This is a genomic window from Cellulosimicrobium sp. BMG9.22 (assembly GCF_059159975.1).
Genome location: NZ_JBZGBY010000003.1, coordinates 71917 through 86618, shown reverse-complemented (window position 1 = coordinate 86618; position 14702 = coordinate 71917). Strand labels below are relative to the sequence as shown.

The following is a 14702-nucleotide window of genomic DNA, read 5'->3' as shown; positions in this document are numbered from 1 at the left end:
CTCGGACCAGCCGTCAGCCCGGGAGGAGCCCGGCCGGGCGGCCGTTAGATTGGTCGCCATGGACAGCGCCGCACGCACGCTCAGGGTCGGGATCGTCGGGTACGGGGGAGCGGGGCGCGGGATCCACGCGCGGCTCGTGCGCGAGGCGGGGCACACCGTCACCGCCGTCGTGGTCCGGTCCCCGGAGCGTCGCGCGTCCGCGCTCCAGGACTGGCCGGACGTCCACCTCCACGACGACCTGGTGTCGCTCCTCGCCGACCGGGACGCGTACGACGTCGTGGTCGTCGCGAGCCCCTCGGCCCTGCACGCGGACCACGCGACGGCCCTCGTGCTCGCCGGCGTGCCGGTGGTGGTCGACAAGCCCCTGGCCCTGGGCGCGACCGCCGCGGACGCCGTGGTAGCGGCCGCGGGGGAGGCCGGCACGCCGCTCACCGTGTTCCAGAACCGGCGCTGGGACCCCGAGCAGCTCACGCTGCGCGACGTCCTCGCACGGGGGGAGCTCGGTCGCGTGCACACCTTCGAGCGGCGCTGGGAGCGCTGGCGCCCCGTCCCGCAGCAGCGCTGGAAGGAGAACGACCCGGTCGGGGGCGGACTGCTCCTCGACCTCGGCCCGCACCTCGTCGACTCGGCGACGCAGCTCTTCGGCCCGGTCACGGCCGTGTGGGCCGAGCTGCGGTCCCACACCACTCCCACCGAGGACGACGTGTTCCTCGTGCTCCACCATGGGCCGGACGCGGACGGCAATACCGTCGTGAGCCGGCTGTGGGCCGGGTCGGTCGTCGGCGCGCCGGGCCCGCGCACCCGCGTGCTCGGGACGGCCGGGGCGTACGTCGTCACCACGTTCGAGAACGACGCGTCTCCCTTCGAGGTGTTCGACGACGCCGCGCCGGCCGGGACGCTCGGGTGGGTCACGCGCGGGCGCGAGCGTGCGGCGGTGCCGCAGGCCACGGGGGGCCACGCGGACTTCTACCGCGCCGTCGCGGCGTGGGTCCTCGAGGGCGGGCCGGTCCCCGTGGATCCCCGCGACGCCGTCCGCACGGCCGAGGTGCTCGACGCCGCCCGGCGCAGCGCGAGCGAGGGTCGCCTGCTGCCGGTGTGAGGCGCCGCACGAGGCCGTCCGCCCTGTGGATAACCGTGCCGAGGGTGCCCCGGCACGGTGAGATGGGCGCATGCCGCGACCGCCTGCACCCCGTCCGCTCGCCGACGTCGGTCTCGTGGCCGCCCTCGCCGCGGTCGGCTGGAGCGTGCGCGAGCGCCCCGGCGCCCCCGACGGCGTCGTGGCGTGCGACGACGCCGGGACCGTGTGCGCGATCCGTCGGGTCGCAGTCCCCGCTCCGCCCGAGGCGCGTGCCGCGCTCACCGAGCACCTGCGCCTCCTCGCCCACGACCACGAGCACCTCGTCCCGGTCCGTGAAGTGGTCGAGGCGGGTGATGCGACGCTCGTCGTCCTGACGGACCACGTCGACGGTCTCCCGCTCGACGAGCTCGCCGCCGCCCGCGAGCCGTTCGCGGCCGCCGAGGCCGTGACCGTCCTCGTCCCCGTCGCGCAGGCGCTCGCGGCGCTGCACCGGACCGGTCGCTCCCACGGGCAGCTCGACGCACGGTCCGTCGTCGTCTCGCCCGGCGGCCGCGCGGTCGTGCAGCCGCCGCTCGCCCCGGCCGCGGGGACGCCCGCGGACGACGTCCGGGACCTCGCGCGCCTCGTGCTCGACCTCGTCCCGCCGCCGGCGTCGAGCCACCCCGCCCAGAGTGCGCCGGTCGACCCGGACGAGGCGAAGGACCTGGCGGCGCTGCACGCGGAACTTGTCGCCGCGTTGCGCGACGACCCCCGGGCCCGTCCGGCGGCGGGGACGTTCGCCGCGCGCTGCTACGACGCCGTCGAGCCCCGGCCGGTCACGATGCCCGACGCCGCACGCCTCGTCGCGGGAGCGCTCGGCGCCCGTCGCCGGGCCGCACCCGCGCCGTCCGCGGCCGGGTCGCGCGCCGCTGCGCCGTCCGGACGCTCGCCCCGCCCGGTCCGGCTGCCCCGCCCGGCTCGACCGGTGGGGCGCGCCGGCCGCCACGGTTCGCCGGACTCCGGGCACCGCGGCCCGCTGCGTGCGGTGCTCACGAGCCTCGGCATCGTCGTGGGGTGCGGGGCCCTCGTCGCGGCGCTCGTCGCGCTCGGCGGGCCGCCGGCCCCGGGCCCAGCGGGGACGGCCGCGACGGCGACGGCCGGGACCGACGGGACCGGCGGGACCGGCGGGACCGGCGCCGCGAGCGTGCCAGACGCGACCACGGACCGGTCCGACCCCGCGGCCGCGGCGCGCACGCTCACCGAACGACGGCTCGCGCTCGTCACGGAGGGCACGGGCGACCTCTCGGGCATCGCGGTCCCGGGCTCCCCGGCGGAGGCGACCGACGCCGCGCTCCTCGCCGAGCTCGAGGCCGTGGACGTGCTCGACGCGCGTGCCGAGGTCTTCGACGCGCGCCTCGTCGACCCGGGGCCTGGCGACGCCGAAGACTCTCCGGGCGACTCCCAGGCCGACCCTGCGGCCGACGTGGCGGTCGAGGTCGACTATGCGGTGGGCGCGCACCGGCAGCGTACCGCCGACGGCGAGCTCCAGGTGCCGGCGACGCCGCGCACGACCGTGCTCCTCGTGCTGCGCTGGACCGACGCGGGATGGCGCGTGGCCGAGGTGCGCTGATCAGCCCTCGACGACCTCGCGGGCCGCACCCGTGAGCTCGGGGTCGGCGAAGACGAACCCGCTCGCCTCGAGGACCGTCGGGAGCGCGCGCTGCGAGCCGAGGATATCGGACGCCAGCTCGCCGAGCGCGATGCGCAGGGCGAAGGCCGGGACGGCGAGCACCGCCGGGCGGTGGAGAGCGGCGGCGAGCGCGCGCGTGATCTCGGCGTTCGTCGCGGGCTGCGGTGCGCAGACGTTGACCGGGCCGTGCACGGGCGCGGTGAGCAGGTGGCACAGCGCCGCGACCTCGTCGCGCAGCGTGATCCAGCTCCAGTACTGGGTGCCCGGACCGAGCCTCCCGCCGATCCCCAGCCTCAGGAGGGGCAGGAGCCGGCCGAGGGCGCCGCCGTCGGGCGACAGGACGATGCCGCTGCGCGCGTGCACGACCCGCACGCCCGCGTCGTGGGCCGGTGCCGTCGCCGCCTCCCACTCGCGCACCAGGCGCGCCAGGAAACCGTCGCCCGACGTGGAGGTCTCGGTGAGCACCTGAGCACCGCGGTCGCCGTAGTAGCCGATCGCCGACCCCTGCACCCACACGGGCGGCGGGTCGCCGAGCTGGGCGAGCGTGCGCGCGATCAGGCCGGTGGTCCGCGTGCGCGAGGTCACGAGCGTGCGCTTGTAGGCCGTCGTCCACCGGTGGTCGCCGATGCCGGCCCCGGCGAGGTTGACCACCGCGTCCGCGCCGTCGAGGACGGCCGGGTCGAGCACGCCGGCGTCGGGGTCCCACTCGTGCTCGTCGGCCGTCTGCGCGGGGCGGCGCACGAGCCGGCGCACGTGGTGACCCTCCTCGCGCAGGCGTGCCAGGAGCTCGGAACCGATGAGGCCGTGCGAGCCCGCCACGACGATGTCCATGGAGCCACCGTACGGCCCCGCACGGACGACCGAGGGCCCCGACCGAGACGGTCGGAGCCCTCGGGCGTCAGCGGAAGAACGTCAGAGACCGACCTCGGCCTCGAACGCACCCTCCTCGATGCGGTTCTTGATCGACGTGAGGAAGCGGGCGGCGTCCGCCCCGTCGACCAGGCGGTGGTCGTACGACAGGAAGATGAAGCACGTCGAGCGGATGCCGATCGTGTCGTTCCCGTCCGCGTCCGTCACGACGACCGGGCGCTTGGTGATCGTGCCCGTACCCAGGATGGCGACCTGGCCGACGGGGACGATCGGCGTGTCGAAGACCGCGCCGCCCGAGCCCGTGTTGGTGATGGTGAAGGTGCCACCGGCAAGCTCGTCCGGACCGACCTTGTTGGCGCGCGTGCGCGCACCCAGGTCGGCGATCTTGCGCGCGATGCCGGCGAGGTTGAGGTCGCCCGCCTCCTTGATCACCGGCACGACGAGGCCGCGCTCGGTGTCGACCGCGATGCCGACGTTCTCCTGGCCGTGGTAGGTGATCTCGTCCTCGGCGAAGGTCGCGTTGATCTTCGGGTAGGCCTTGAGGGCCTCGACCGCGGCGAGCGTGAAGAACGGCAGGAACGTGAGGTTCGCGCCCTCGCGCGCCTTGAAGTCGGCCTTCGCACGGTTGCGCAGCGCGGCGACGCGCGTGACGTCCACCTCGACGGCGGTCGTGAGCTGGGCCTGCGTGCTCAGCGCCTCGACCATGCGGCTCGCCACGAGCTTGCGCAGGCGGCTCGTCTTCTCCGTGGTGCCGCGCAGCGGCGAGACCGCGGGGACGCTCGGCTTCTTCGGTGCGGCGGCAGCGGCCGGAGCGGCGGCGGCCGGTGCGGCCTTCGCCTCCTCGGCCTTGCGCGCCGCCTCGAGGACGTCCTCCTTGCGGATGCGCCCGCCGACGCCCGTGCCCGTGAGGGCCGACAGGTCGACGCCCTTGTCCGCAGCGAGCTTGCGCACGAGCGGGGTCAGGTAGGTGCCGCCGGCCTTGGCGGCGGGAGCGGGGGTGGCACCCGGTGCCGACTCGGCCTTCGCCGGGGCGGGCTGCGCGGGCTCCGGCTGCTGGGTCGACGGTTGCTCGGGCGCGGCAGGAGTCTCCTCCTGCGCGGCCTGGGCCGGGACGTCGGCCTCGCTCGCCGGGGTGCGGGCCTCGGTCGGCGCCTGCGCGGGAGCCTCCTGCTGCGGAGCCTCCTGGGCGGGCTCAGCGGCCGGGGCCTGCGCCGCCGGGGCGGCGGCACCGGAGCCGACGATCGCGAGCACGGCGCCGACCTCGACCGTCTCGTCCTCCTGGACGAGGATCTGCTGGACGGTGCCGGCCACGGGGGACGGGACCTCGGTGTCGACCTTGTCGGTCGAGACCTCGAGGAGGGGCTCGTCGACCTCGACCGTGTCGCCGACCGACTTGAGCCAGCGCGTGACGGTGCCCTCGGTGACGGACTCGCCGAGCGCCGGGAGCTTGATCTCCTCGCCGCCCGACGCCTGCTCGGCCGGAGCCGACTGCTCCGCGGGAGCCTGCTGCTCGGCCGGAGCGGCCTCGGCAGCGGGCTGGGCGGGCGCCTCCTGCGCGGGGGCGGCCTCCTGCGGTGCGGCGGGCTCCTCGGCGGGCGTCTCGGCGGGGGCCGGGGCGGCGTCGCCGCCGCCCGAGCCGTCGCCGATGACGGCGAGGTTCGCGCCGACCTCGACGGTCTCGTCCTCCTGGACGAGGATCTGCTCGAGGGTGCCCGCGAAGGGCGAGGGGATCTCGGTGTCGACCTTGTCGGTCGAGACCTCGAGCAAGGGCTCGTCGACGGCGACGGTGTCGCCGACCGACTTGAGCCAACGGGTGACTGTGCCTTCGGTGACGGACTCGCCGAGGGCCGGCATCTGCACGTTCTCAGACATGACCTGCCTGGTCTCCTTCGATCGTTGGGGTCAGTTGTGGGCGTGCAGAGGCTTGCCGGCGAGTGCCAGGTGCGCCTCTCCGAGTGCCTCGTTCTGGGTGGGGTGGGCATGGACCAGGGCGGCGACGTCCTCGGGGTACGCCTCCCAGCCCACGATGAGCTGGCCCTCGCCGACGAGCTCGCCGACGCGGGCGCCGATCATGTGGACGCCGACGACAGGGCCGTCCTTGCGGCGGACGAGCTTGACGAAGCCGCTCGTCCCGAGGATCTTGCTCTTGCCGTTGCCGGCGAGGTTGTACTCGAGGGACTCGACGGCGTCGGCCCCCCACGAGGCGACGGCGTCGGCCTCGGTGACACCGACCGACGCGATCTCCGGCTCGCAGTACGTGACGCGGGGGATGGAGGACTCGACGATCGGGGTCGGCTCGAGGCCTGCGATCTGCTCGGCGAGGAAGATGCCCTGCGCGAAGCCGCGGTGGGCGAGCTGCAGGCCGGGGACGATGTCGCCCGCGGCCCAGACGTTGCCCACACCCGTGTGCAGGAGCTCGTCGACGATCACGAAACCGCGGTCGAGCGTGATGCCCTGTGCCTCGTAGCCGAGGTCGGCGGTGCGCGGCCCGCGTCCGACCGCGACGAGCAGCAGGTCGGCCTCGAACGTCTTCCCGGACTCGAGCGTCACGGTGACACCGGAGTCGGTCTCCTTGACGCCGGCGAAGCGGTCGCCGAGCGAGAACGTGATGCCCCGCTTGCGGAACGCACGCTCGAGCGACTTCGACAGCGCCTCGTCCTCGTTCGGGACGAGGTGGGGCAGCGCCTCGACGATCTGGACGTCGGCGCCGAAGGACCTCCACACGCTCGCGAACTCGACGCCGATCACGCCACCGCCGAGCACGACGACGGACTTCGGCACGCGGTCGAGCCCGAGCGCCTGGTCGGAGGTGACGACGCGGCCCCCGATCTCGAGACCGGGCAGCGAGCGCGAGTACGAGCCGGTGGCGAGGACGACGTGCCGGCCGGTGTACCGGGTGCCGTCGACCTCGACGGTGTCCGGCGACACGAGCCGCCCGTGACCCTCGACGAACGTGATGCCGCGCGAGGAGACGAGACCCTGCAGGCCCTTGTACAGCCCGGCGACCACGCCGTCCTTGTACGCGTTGACGCCCGCCATGTCGATGCCGTCGAACGTGCTGCGGACGCCGAACTTCGCGCCTTCCCGGGCGCCGTCGGCGAGCTCGGCCGCGTGGAGCAGGGCCTTGGTCGGGATGCACCCGTTGTGCAGGCAGGTCCCGCCCAGCTTGCCCGACTCGACGAGCGCGACGGAGAGGCCGAGCTGGGCGGCGCGCAGCGCCGTGGCGTAGCCGGCGCTGCCTCCGCCCAGGACGACGACGTCGAATGGTGTGCCGGGTTCGGCCACGTGCGACTCCTTCAGCGTGGGGAGAGCGAGGTCGGACGTCCACGGCACGTCGACGGGCCGGACGGGAACCGCTGACCCACGATGCGTGAACGTTCTCCGGGTGACATCTTGGCACCTCGTGGACGGGCTCCCCAATCGAAACCCGGGCCTCGCGGCTGTGACGCTGCAGACAGCCACGCCCACCGTATGACCAGGGTCACGCTGTACCCTGCCGCTGTGCCTCGGCTGCCTCGGCTCTCCAGCCTGTTCTCCCGTCGACCCGCGCCCTCGTCGTCCGCGTCGGGTCCCGTCGGCACGTCGTCCGACGCCCGTCGGGCGACGCTCGAGCATCTTCAGGAGTTCGTGCGCTCGCGCGTCGGCGTCGAGGCGTACGTCGAGCCGCCGACGCCGGACACGGGGGCGACGCTCCTGCTCATCGCGACGACGGGCGAGTGGACGCGGCGGCGCGTCCCCGACGAGAAGACGGCGTTCGACGTCGCGCGCTCGCTCGGCATCCCCGTCTACAACGTGCGGTTCACGGGCTACCCGCAGCGCATGCGGGACTGGAACTCGCGCCAGCGTCGGCGCTGACGCCGGCGCGAGTCCCTCCGCGGTCGACCGGGTCAGCGCGCCGCGCGGCCCTCGATCAGCCCGAGGAGCGTGCGCACCGCGACTCCCGTCCCGCCCACCGGCGTGTAGCCGTGGGCGGAGCCCTCGTTGAACGCCGGCCCGGCGATGTCGAGGTGCGCCCACGGCGTCGAGCCCACGAACTCCTGGAGGAACAGGCCCGCGACGAGCATGCCGCCGAAGCGGTCGCCGATGTTCGCGAGGTCCGCGACCTTCGACTTCAGCGAGGCGCCGAGCTCCTCCGGGAGCGGCATGGGCCAGAACTGCTCGCCCGCGGCGTCGGCGGCCGCGACGACCTCGCCGCGGACGTCGTCCGCGCCCATGACCGCCGAGACCCGGTTGCCGAGCGCGACCATCTGCGCGCCGGTGAGCGTCGCGACGTCGAGCACGACGTCCGGCTTCTCCTCGACCGCGGCCACGAGGCCGTCGGCCATGACGAGGCGACCCTCGGCGTCGGTGTTGAGTACCTCGACGGTCTTGCCGCCGCGGATCGTGATGACGTCGGACGGGCGCTGCGCCGTGCCCGACGGCATGTTCTCCGCGAGGCACAGCCACCCGGTGACCGCGACGGGCAGGCCGAGGCGCGCCGCGGCGACGACGGTGCTCAGCACGGCGGCGGCCCCCGCCATGTCGGACTTCATCGCCTCCATGCCCTTCGCGGGCTTGATCGAGATGCCGCCCGAGTCGAACGTGATGCCCTTGCCGACGAGCGCGACCTTCGCGGCCGGGCGCGACGGCACGTACGCGACCTTGACCAGGCGCGGGCCGCGTGCGGAGCCCTGCCCGACGCCGACCAGGCCGCCGTAGCCGCCGGCCGCGAGCGCCTTGTCGTCGAGCACCGTGACCTTGAGGCCCTTGGCGCCCGAGTCCTTGACGGCCTGCTTCGCCAGGTCGGCGAACGCGGCGGGGTACAGGTCGTTGGGCGCGGCGTTGACGAGGTCGCGCGTCGCGTTGACGGCCGCGGCGACGACCGTCGCGCGCTCGACCGCGGTCTTGGCCGCGGCGCTGCGTGCGCTCGCGGTGAGCACCTCGACGGTCGCCGGCGCGCGGGTCGCGCCGGTCGCCGCGTCGTCGCCCGTGCGGTAGCGCGCGAATGCATACGTGCCGAGCAGGGCGCCCTCGGCGACGGCGGCGAGCTCGACGTCGTCCACCACGGGGAGCGCGACGGCGACGGTGGACGTCCCCGCCAGGGCGCGCAGCGCGGCACCTGCGGCACGGCGCAGGGTCTCGGCGCTGAACGTGCCGTCGGGGCGGCGCGCGCCGAGACCGACGAGCACGAGCACGTCGGCCTTGAGGTCGGCGCCGGCGGGGACCTTGCGGACCTCGTCGGCGGCGCCGGTGATGCCGAGCGCGGGCGCGAGGTCCTCGAGGTTCGCGACGAGCGCGCGGGGGAGGTCGCCCCCGACGATCGCGACGCCGTCGGACGTGGTGTGGGTGCCGACGACGAGAGCGTCGACCTTGGCACCGGCGGGATTCTTGCTGGAGACGGTCAGTTCAGCCACCCCGCGATGCTATCTCCGCGCGCGGCTCGAGCGACCCACGGCGGACCGCGACCGATTCCGCCCGCGCCCACCGCCCCCGGTACGCTCGGCGGCGTGGTCCTTCCCCTCCTGCTCGTCGTCGTCGCGGCGTGCGTCGCGCTCGCCGGCTGGGCGGTGGCGTTCGTCGTCCGTGACCGGGCGGTGATCCTGCGCCAGCTCTGGGGGGCGGCGGTGATCGAGGCGTTGATCCTCGTGCAGGCCGTCGTGCTGGCCGTCCTCGGCCTCACCGGGACCGCGCCGAGCGATCCCGTGCTGCTGTGGGGATACCTCGTGACCACCCTCTTCATCCTGCCCGTCGCCGCGCTGTGGGCGTTCGCCGAGCGATCGCGCTGGAGCTCGGTCGTGCTCGCGGTCGCGGCCCTGACGGTCGCGTTCCTCGAGTGGCGGCTGTGGCAGATCTGGAACGTCTGACCTGGAGGTCCACCCGATGAGCGCACCCGGCACCCCGCGCGGGGAGGACGCGTCGCGCACGGCACCGGCCACCGCGGCGAGCGCCCGGCCGACGACGAACGCCGGGTTCGGCCGCGTGCTCGTGGCCGTCTACGGCATCTTCGCGATCGCGGCGAGCGCGCGCGCCGGCGTCCAGCTCCTGCGTGACTGGCACGAGGCGCCCCTCGCCTACGCCCTCTCCGGCTTCGCGGCTGCGGTGTACGTCGTCGCGACCGTCGCCCTCGCGCGGGGCGGCCAGACCGCGCGGCGCGTCGCCTGGGCCGCCGTCACCATCGAGCTCGTCGGCGTCCTCGCCGTCGGTGCCTTCTCGCTCGCCGACCCCGAGGCCTTCCCTCGCGCGACCGTCTGGTCCGGCTTCGGCCAGGGCTACGGGTACGTTCCCCTCGTCCTGCCCTTCGTCGGGCTGTGGTGGCTGTGGCGCACCCGCCCGACGCCCCCCTCACCGACCCACCCGGAGGTCGCCGCATGAGCCGTCGCCCGTTCCTGTACGGCCTCGTCTTCGACGCCGTCTTCCAGCGCATGGACCCCGAGAAGGCCCACGAGGTCGCGTTCGGCCTCATCGCCACCGCCGGACGGGTGCCCGTCCTGCGCGACGTCGTCCAGGGCGCGCTCGCGCCGTACCTCGGCCGTCGTGTCGGGGGGCGCGGGAGCGTCGAGGTCCTGGGCAAGGTCTTCCCTGCGCCCTTCGGCCTGGCGGGCGGGTTCGACAAGAACGCGCGCGCCGTGCGCGGGCTGACGATGCTGGGGTTCGCGTTCGTCGAGATCGGCACCGTCACCGCGCACGCGCAGCCGGGCAACGAGAAGCCGCGCATGTGGCGCGAGCTCGACGTCCAGGGCATCCGCAACCGCATGGGGTTCAACAACGAGGGCGCCGCCGCTGCCGCCCGCCGGCTCGAGGCGCTGCGCGCGACGCCCGCGGGGCGCGCCGTCCTCGTCGGTGCGAACATCGGCAAGACCAAGGTCACGCCCGCCGCGGAGGCCGCGGGGGACTACGCGACGAGCGCGAGCCTCCTCGCGCCGTTCGCGGACTACCTCGTCGTCAACGTCTCGTCGCCCAACACGCCCGGCCTGCGCGACCTCCAGGAGGTCGAGTCCCTGCGCCCGATCCTCGTCGCCGTGCGCGAGGCCGCGGACCGCTCGACGGCCGCGGCCGGCGTCGGCCGCGTGCCGCTCCTCGTGAAGATCGCCCCCGACCTCGCCGACGAGGACGTCGACGCCGTCGCGGACCTCGTCGACGAGCTCGACCTCGACGGCGTCGTCGCCGTGAACACGACCATCGGGCACGACCGCGGGCCGGGCGGGCTCTCCGGGCCGCCGGTGCGGGCCCGCGGGCTCGCCGTCGTCGCACGCCTGCGCGAGCGGCTCGGCGCCGGACGCGCCATCATCGGGGTCGGTGGCATCACGACGGCGCACGACGCGCGCGACTACCTGCACGCGGGTGCGGACCTGGTGCAGGGCTACACGGCCTTCGCCTACCACGGGCCGTTCTGGGCGGCGCGGATCAACCGCTCGCTCGCACGCCACCCGGAGCCGGGGGACAACGTCCGCGGCGTCCGCGAGCCGAGGGAGCGGTGATGATCCGTCCGCAGTGGGTCTGGGAGCTCGACGACGCCGAGGGCCACGCGCTCGCCGCACCGGTGAGCCCCGTGTTCACGACGCAGTTCGACGCGGAGCAGTGGCTCGGCGAGACCTGGCGCACGCTCGCCGCACAGGGCGCGGCCGTCGCCCGGCTGCTGCACGACGGCGCGCAGGCCACCGCGCCCGTCGAGCTGCGCGCGCGCTGACGACGGCGGGCGGTCCGCCCGACGTCATCCGGTCACGCGTGCCCACGCCGCGCCCAGCCGGGCCACCGCGCGCTCGAGCTCCTCGGGCGGGCGCGAGAAGGTGAGGCGCAGCCTGTCCGTCGAGCTGCCGTCCGGCGTGAACGTCGGGCCGGCGTTGACGAGGATGCCCTCCGCGGCTGCCGCCGCGGCGAACGCGTGCGCGACGGGGGCGCCGACGTCGACCCAGAGCGAGAGCCCACCCTCCGGCACGTGGACGCGCCAGGAGGGCAGGGCGTCCGCGAGCAGCCCGCACAGCAGGTCGCGCTGACCGCGCAGCATCCGGCGTCGCTCGGCGAGCACGGCGGCGCTGTCGTGCAGCAGCTCGACGACCGTGAGCTGCTCGAGCACCGCGGTCCCGATGTCCGCGGACTGCCGCGTGCGCATGAGGCGTGCGACGAGGTCCGGGTGGGCGCGCACCCAGCCGACCCGCAGCCCGCCCCAGAACGACTTCGACGCCGACCCCACGGTCACGGCGTACGGCGACGTCCCGTCCCCGGCGAGCGGCGGCGCCACCGGTCCCGTGGCGTCCGGGTCGCCGTCGAGGTCGAGGTCGGTGAGGGTCTCGTCCCCGACGACGCTCACCCGGTGGCGCGCGGCGGCGTCGCGGACGCGGTCACGCTCGGCGGGGGTGAGCGTGTAGGCCGTGGGGTTGTGGAAGTCCGGCACGAGGTAGACGAGCCGCGGCGACACCTGACGGAGCGTGGAGTCGAACAGCTCGGCGTCGAACCCGGGCGCGTCGTCGTGCCCGCCGCGGCCCACCGGGACCGGGACGAGGCGCGCCCCCGCCCGGCGCATGGCCTCCATCGCGTGGTAGTACGTCGGCGACTGCACGACGGCGCGGTCGCCCGGCCCGAGGAGGGTCGCCGCGAGCGTCGCGATCGCGTGCTGGCCGCCGGTCGTCACGAGGATCTCGTCCGGGGTCGTCGGCGTGCCACGGGCCGTGTGCCGGGCGGCGATCGCCTCGCGCAGGACGTCGAGGCCGTACGGCTCGTAGCCCCCCTCGGCCAGGTACGCGGGCAGGCGCTCGAGCGCGCGCGAGTAGGCGGCGTGCAGACCGCTCGGTGCGGCGGACGTCGCCTGCGACAGGTCGGCCAGGTCGATCGGGGTCGCCCCGGGCGAGGGGGCCGGCGGGGCGTCGCCGCCGTGCGCCCGGGGCGCACGGGGAGCTGAGCGCCGCGTGCTCCCGCGGGGGAGCACGACGACGGTCCCCGAACCCGTGCGGGACCGCGCGAATCCGAGCTCGCGCAGGCGCCGGTAGGCGGCGGCCGTCGTCGTGCGCGACACGCCGAGCGCGGTCGCGAGGTCCCGCTCGGACGGGAGGCGCGTGTGCGGGACGAGGGTGCCGGCGAGCACCGCGGAACGCAGGGCGTCCGCGAGCGCGGTGTACGCGGGGCCCCCCGCGTGCCAGCGGCCGAGGAGTCGCGCCGCTGCGCCGGGGGAGAGGTGGCGGTGCACGTCGACCGTGCCCGCAGGAGCCATGCTCATGAGGCCACTCTCTCGCGATTGGCTATGGATGTCGATGCCATTCCGCGCGCAGGATGGCACCCATGAGCCCCACGCGTCGTGCCGTCCAGCTCCTCCTCGGCCTGCTCGCCTACTCCCTGTCCATGGCGTTGATGCTCCACGCCGGGCAGGGTGGGATGCCGTGGGACGTCCTGCACCAGGGCATCGTGCGACGAACCGGCCTGCCCTTCGGGGTCGTCGTCGGGTCGCTGAGCGTGCTCGCGCTCCTCGCCTGGATCCCGCTGCGCCAGCGGCCCGGGATCGGGACCGTCGCGAACGTCGTCGTCATCACGGTGACGATCGACCCCGCGATCGCGCTCGTCGCCCGGCTCGTCCCGGACCCCGGCGTCGCGGCGAGCGTGGCGCTCGCGGTCGGCGGCATCGTGCTCAACGGGCTCGCGACCGCCGCCTACCTGGGCACGCGGCTCGGCCCCGGTCCCCGGGACGGGCTCATGACGGGCCTCGTCGCCCGCACGGGCCGCTCCGTGCGGGTCGTGCGGACGTCCATCGAGGTGATCCTCGTCGCCCTGGGCTGGGCGCTCGGGGGGACGCTCGGCTGGGCGACGCTCGCGTACGCCGTCGGCGTCGGCCCGATCGTCCAGCTCACCGCGCGCTGGTTCGCACCGCGCGGGCTCGTGACGGCGCCGTCGGCGCCCGCGCGAGGCGCGGCGCCGACTCCCGCGTCACCCCCGCCGGCGCCTGCTCCGGCGCCGTAGCGCTCCCGACCGGGCGAGGGAGGCATGCCCGGAACCCGGTCGGTGAGGTACCCGGTCCTGCCCGACGCCGCGCGCGGCGCCGGGCAGGACCACGCCCGGTCAGGCGACGCGGGCCTTCGGGGCGCCCTCGGCCGTCTTGCCCGGGTCGCGCTCGACGACGTCGCCGAGGATCTCGTCGATGCGCGTCATGAGCTCGGCCGGGATGACGACGCCCGACGCCTTGACGTTCTCCGCGACCTGCTCGGGCCGGGACGCCCCGATGAGCGCCGCGGCGACGTTGTCGTTCTGCAGCACCCACGCGACGGCGAGCTGGGCGAGGCTCAGGCCCAGCTCGTCGGCGACCGGGGTGAGGTTCTGCACCCGCGTGAGCACGTCGTCGGACAGGAACCGCTGGATGAAGCGGGACCCGCCCTTCTCGTCCGTCGCGCGGGAGCCCGCGGGCGCCTCCTGTCCGGGACGGTACTTGCCGGTGAGCACGCCCTGCGCGACGGGCGACCACACGATCTGTGACACGCCGAGCTCGCGGGACGTCGGCACGACCTCGTCCTCGATGACGCGCCACAGCATCGAGTACTGGGGCTGGGACGAGATGAGCTGGAACCCGAGGTCCTTCGCGAGCGCGTGGCCCGCGCGGATCTGGTCCGCCGTCCACTCCGAGACGCCGATGTACAGGGCCTTGCCCTGGCGCACGATGTCGGCGAACGCCTGCATCGTCTCCTCGAGCGGCGTCTCGGTGTCGTAGCGGTGCGCCTGGTAGAGGTCCACGTAGTCCGTGCCGAGGCGCTGCAGGGAGCCGTTGATCGACTCCATGACGTGCTTGCGCGAGAGCCCGGTGTCGTTGGGGCCGCCGGGACCGGTCGGCCAGTAGACCTTGGTGAAGATCTCGAGCGACTCGCGACGCTGTCCCTTGAGCGCGTCGCCGAGGACCTGCTCGGCCTTCGTGTTCGCGTAGACGTCCGCCGTGTCGAACGTCGAGATGCCCGCGTCGAGCGCGGCGTGCACGCACGCGGTCGCGACGTCGTTCTCGACCTGTGAGCCGTGGGTGAGCCAGTTGCCGTAGGTGATCTCGGAGATCTTGAGGCCGGAGTTGCCGAGGTAGCGGTAGTGAGGCATGTGCCCAACCTACCGGCGCGACGGTTGCCCCGGCATCGTGTGCGCCCG

General features: G+C 75.0%; 14 protein-coding genes. 8 read left to right on the top strand and 6 right to left on the bottom strand.

What is annotated here, in order from left to right; genetic code table 11:
- Positions 1–58: 58 nt before the first annotated feature.
- On the top strand, positions 59–1099 hold the full coding sequence (locus tag AC4H2H_RS03525; RefSeq protein WP_494369438.1) for a Gfo/Idh/MocA family protein: 1041 nt from the start codon (positions 59–61) through the stop codon (positions 1097–1099).
- Between the two features lie 70 nt (positions 1100–1169).
- A complete protein-coding gene (locus tag AC4H2H_RS03520; protein ID WP_494369437.1) occupies positions 1170–2687 on the top strand; it encodes a protein kinase family protein in 1518 nt (505 codons plus the stop codon).
- Here AC4H2H_RS03520 and AC4H2H_RS03515 read toward each other — a convergent pair whose 3' ends face one another.
- The 3 genes from AC4H2H_RS03515 to lpdA all read right to left on the bottom strand — a co-directional run bounded on the left by AC4H2H_RS03515 (position 2688) and on the right by lpdA (position 6902).
- Complete coding sequence (locus AC4H2H_RS03515; RefSeq protein ID WP_494369436.1) at positions 2688–3578, bottom strand: TIGR01777 family oxidoreductase; 891 nt, start codon at positions 3576–3578, stop codon at positions 2688–2690. It lies immediately after the preceding gene.
- An 81-nt stretch (positions 3579–3659) separates the two neighbouring features.
- A complete protein-coding gene (gene sucB / locus AC4H2H_RS03510; protein WP_494369435.1) occupies positions 3660–5489 on the bottom strand; it encodes a 2-oxoglutarate dehydrogenase, E2 component, dihydrolipoamide succinyltransferase in 1830 nt (609 codons plus the stop codon).
- 30 nt (positions 5490–5519) lie between these two features.
- On the bottom strand, positions 5520–6902 hold the full coding sequence (gene lpdA / locus AC4H2H_RS03505; protein WP_494369434.1) for a dihydrolipoyl dehydrogenase: 1383 nt from the start codon (positions 6900–6902) through the stop codon (positions 5520–5522).
- A gap of 216 nt (positions 6903–7118) precedes the next feature.
- Between lpdA and AC4H2H_RS03500 the strand changes: the two genes are divergently transcribed.
- Entirely contained in the window at positions 7119–7472 is a 354-nt protein-coding gene (locus AC4H2H_RS03500; RefSeq protein WP_494369433.1) for an oxidoreductase, read from the top strand.
- A 32-nt stretch (positions 7473–7504) separates the two neighbouring features.
- Here AC4H2H_RS03500 and AC4H2H_RS03495 read toward each other — a convergent pair whose 3' ends face one another.
- Positions 7505–9010 (bottom strand): leucyl aminopeptidase, encoded by a 1506-nt coding sequence (locus AC4H2H_RS03495; RefSeq protein WP_494369432.1) that lies wholly within the window; start codon positions 9008–9010, stop codon positions 7505–7507.
- A 93-nt stretch (positions 9011–9103) separates the two neighbouring features.
- Here AC4H2H_RS03495 and AC4H2H_RS03490 point away from each other — a divergent pair, with 93 nt between their 5' ends.
- Genes AC4H2H_RS03490 through AC4H2H_RS03475 form a run of 4 tightly spaced genes read left to right on the top strand, consistent with a single transcriptional unit; the run spans position 9104 to position 11283 of the window.
- Positions 9104–9460: a hypothetical protein gene (locus tag AC4H2H_RS03490; RefSeq protein ID WP_494369431.1), complete on the top strand. Its 357-nt coding sequence runs from the start codon at positions 9104–9106 to the stop codon at positions 9458–9460.
- A 16-nt stretch (positions 9461–9476) separates the two neighbouring features.
- A complete protein-coding gene (locus AC4H2H_RS03485) occupies positions 9477–9968 on the top strand; it encodes a hypothetical protein (RefSeq protein WP_494369430.1) in 492 nt (163 codons plus the stop codon).
- Positions 9965–11074: a quinone-dependent dihydroorotate dehydrogenase gene (locus AC4H2H_RS03480; RefSeq protein ID WP_494369429.1), complete on the top strand. Its 1110-nt coding sequence runs from the start codon at positions 9965–9967 to the stop codon at positions 11072–11074. The genes AC4H2H_RS03485 and AC4H2H_RS03480 overlap by 4 nt, the downstream gene beginning before the upstream one ends.
- Positions 11074–11283, top strand: a complete 210-nt coding sequence (locus tag AC4H2H_RS03475) for a hypothetical protein (protein ID WP_494369428.1) — start codon at positions 11074–11076, stop codon at positions 11281–11283. The genes AC4H2H_RS03480 and AC4H2H_RS03475 overlap by 1 nt, the downstream gene beginning before the upstream one ends.
- 24 nt (positions 11284–11307) lie before the next feature.
- Here AC4H2H_RS03475 and yczR read toward each other — a convergent pair whose 3' ends face one another.
- The gene (gene yczR, locus AC4H2H_RS03470; protein ID WP_494369427.1) at positions 11308–12807 is read right to left on the bottom strand and encodes a MocR-like transcription factor YczR; all 1500 of its coding nucleotides are present in this window, start codon (positions 12805–12807) and stop codon (positions 11308–11310) included.
- Positions 12808–12869: 62 nt separating this feature from the next.
- Between yczR and yczE the strand changes: the two genes are divergently transcribed.
- A complete protein-coding gene (gene yczE, locus AC4H2H_RS03465) occupies positions 12870–13541 on the top strand; it encodes a membrane protein YczE (protein ID WP_494369426.1) in 672 nt (223 codons plus the stop codon).
- A gap of 99 nt (positions 13542–13640) precedes the next feature.
- On the opposite strand, the gene AC4H2H_RS03460 is transcribed toward yczE, so the two are convergent.
- Positions 13641–14654: an aldo/keto reductase family protein gene (locus tag AC4H2H_RS03460; protein WP_494369425.1), complete on the bottom strand. Its 1014-nt coding sequence runs from the start codon at positions 14652–14654 to the stop codon at positions 13641–13643.
- Between the last annotated feature and the right edge of the window lie 48 nt (positions 14655–14702).

Excerpts from the sequence above, each read along its gene's own strand:
- AC4H2H_RS03525 (WP_494369438.1), top strand. The coding sequence starts at position 59 with ATGGACAGCGCCGCACGCACGCTCAGGGTCGGGATCGTCGGGTACGGG.
- AC4H2H_RS03520 (WP_494369437.1), top strand. The coding sequence starts at position 1,170 with ATGCCGCGACCGCCTGCACCCCGTCCGCTCGCCGACGTCGGTCTCGTG.
- AC4H2H_RS03515 (WP_494369436.1), bottom strand. The coding sequence starts at position 3,578 with ATGGACATCGTCGTGGCGGGCTCGCACGGCCTCATCGGTTCCGAGCTC.
- sucB (WP_494369435.1), bottom strand. The coding sequence starts at position 5,489 with ATGTCTGAGAACGTGCAGATGCCGGCCCTCGGCGAGTCCGTCACCGAA.
- AC4H2H_RS03485 (WP_494369430.1), top strand. The coding sequence starts at position 9,477 with ATGAGCGCACCCGGCACCCCGCGCGGGGAGGACGCGTCGCGCACGGCA.
- AC4H2H_RS03480 (WP_494369429.1), top strand. The coding sequence starts at position 9,965 with ATGAGCCGTCGCCCGTTCCTGTACGGCCTCGTCTTCGACGCCGTCTTC.
- AC4H2H_RS03475 (WP_494369428.1), top strand. The coding sequence starts at position 11,074 with ATGATCCGTCCGCAGTGGGTCTGGGAGCTCGACGACGCCGAGGGCCAC.
- yczR (WP_494369427.1), bottom strand. The coding sequence starts at position 12,807 with ATGAGCATGGCTCCTGCGGGCACGGTCGACGTGCACCGCCACCTCTCC.
- yczE (WP_494369426.1), top strand. The coding sequence starts at position 12,870 with ATGAGCCCCACGCGTCGTGCCGTCCAGCTCCTCCTCGGCCTGCTCGCC.
- AC4H2H_RS03460 (WP_494369425.1), bottom strand. The coding sequence starts at position 14,654 with ATGCCTCACTACCGCTACCTCGGCAACTCCGGCCTCAAGATCTCCGAG.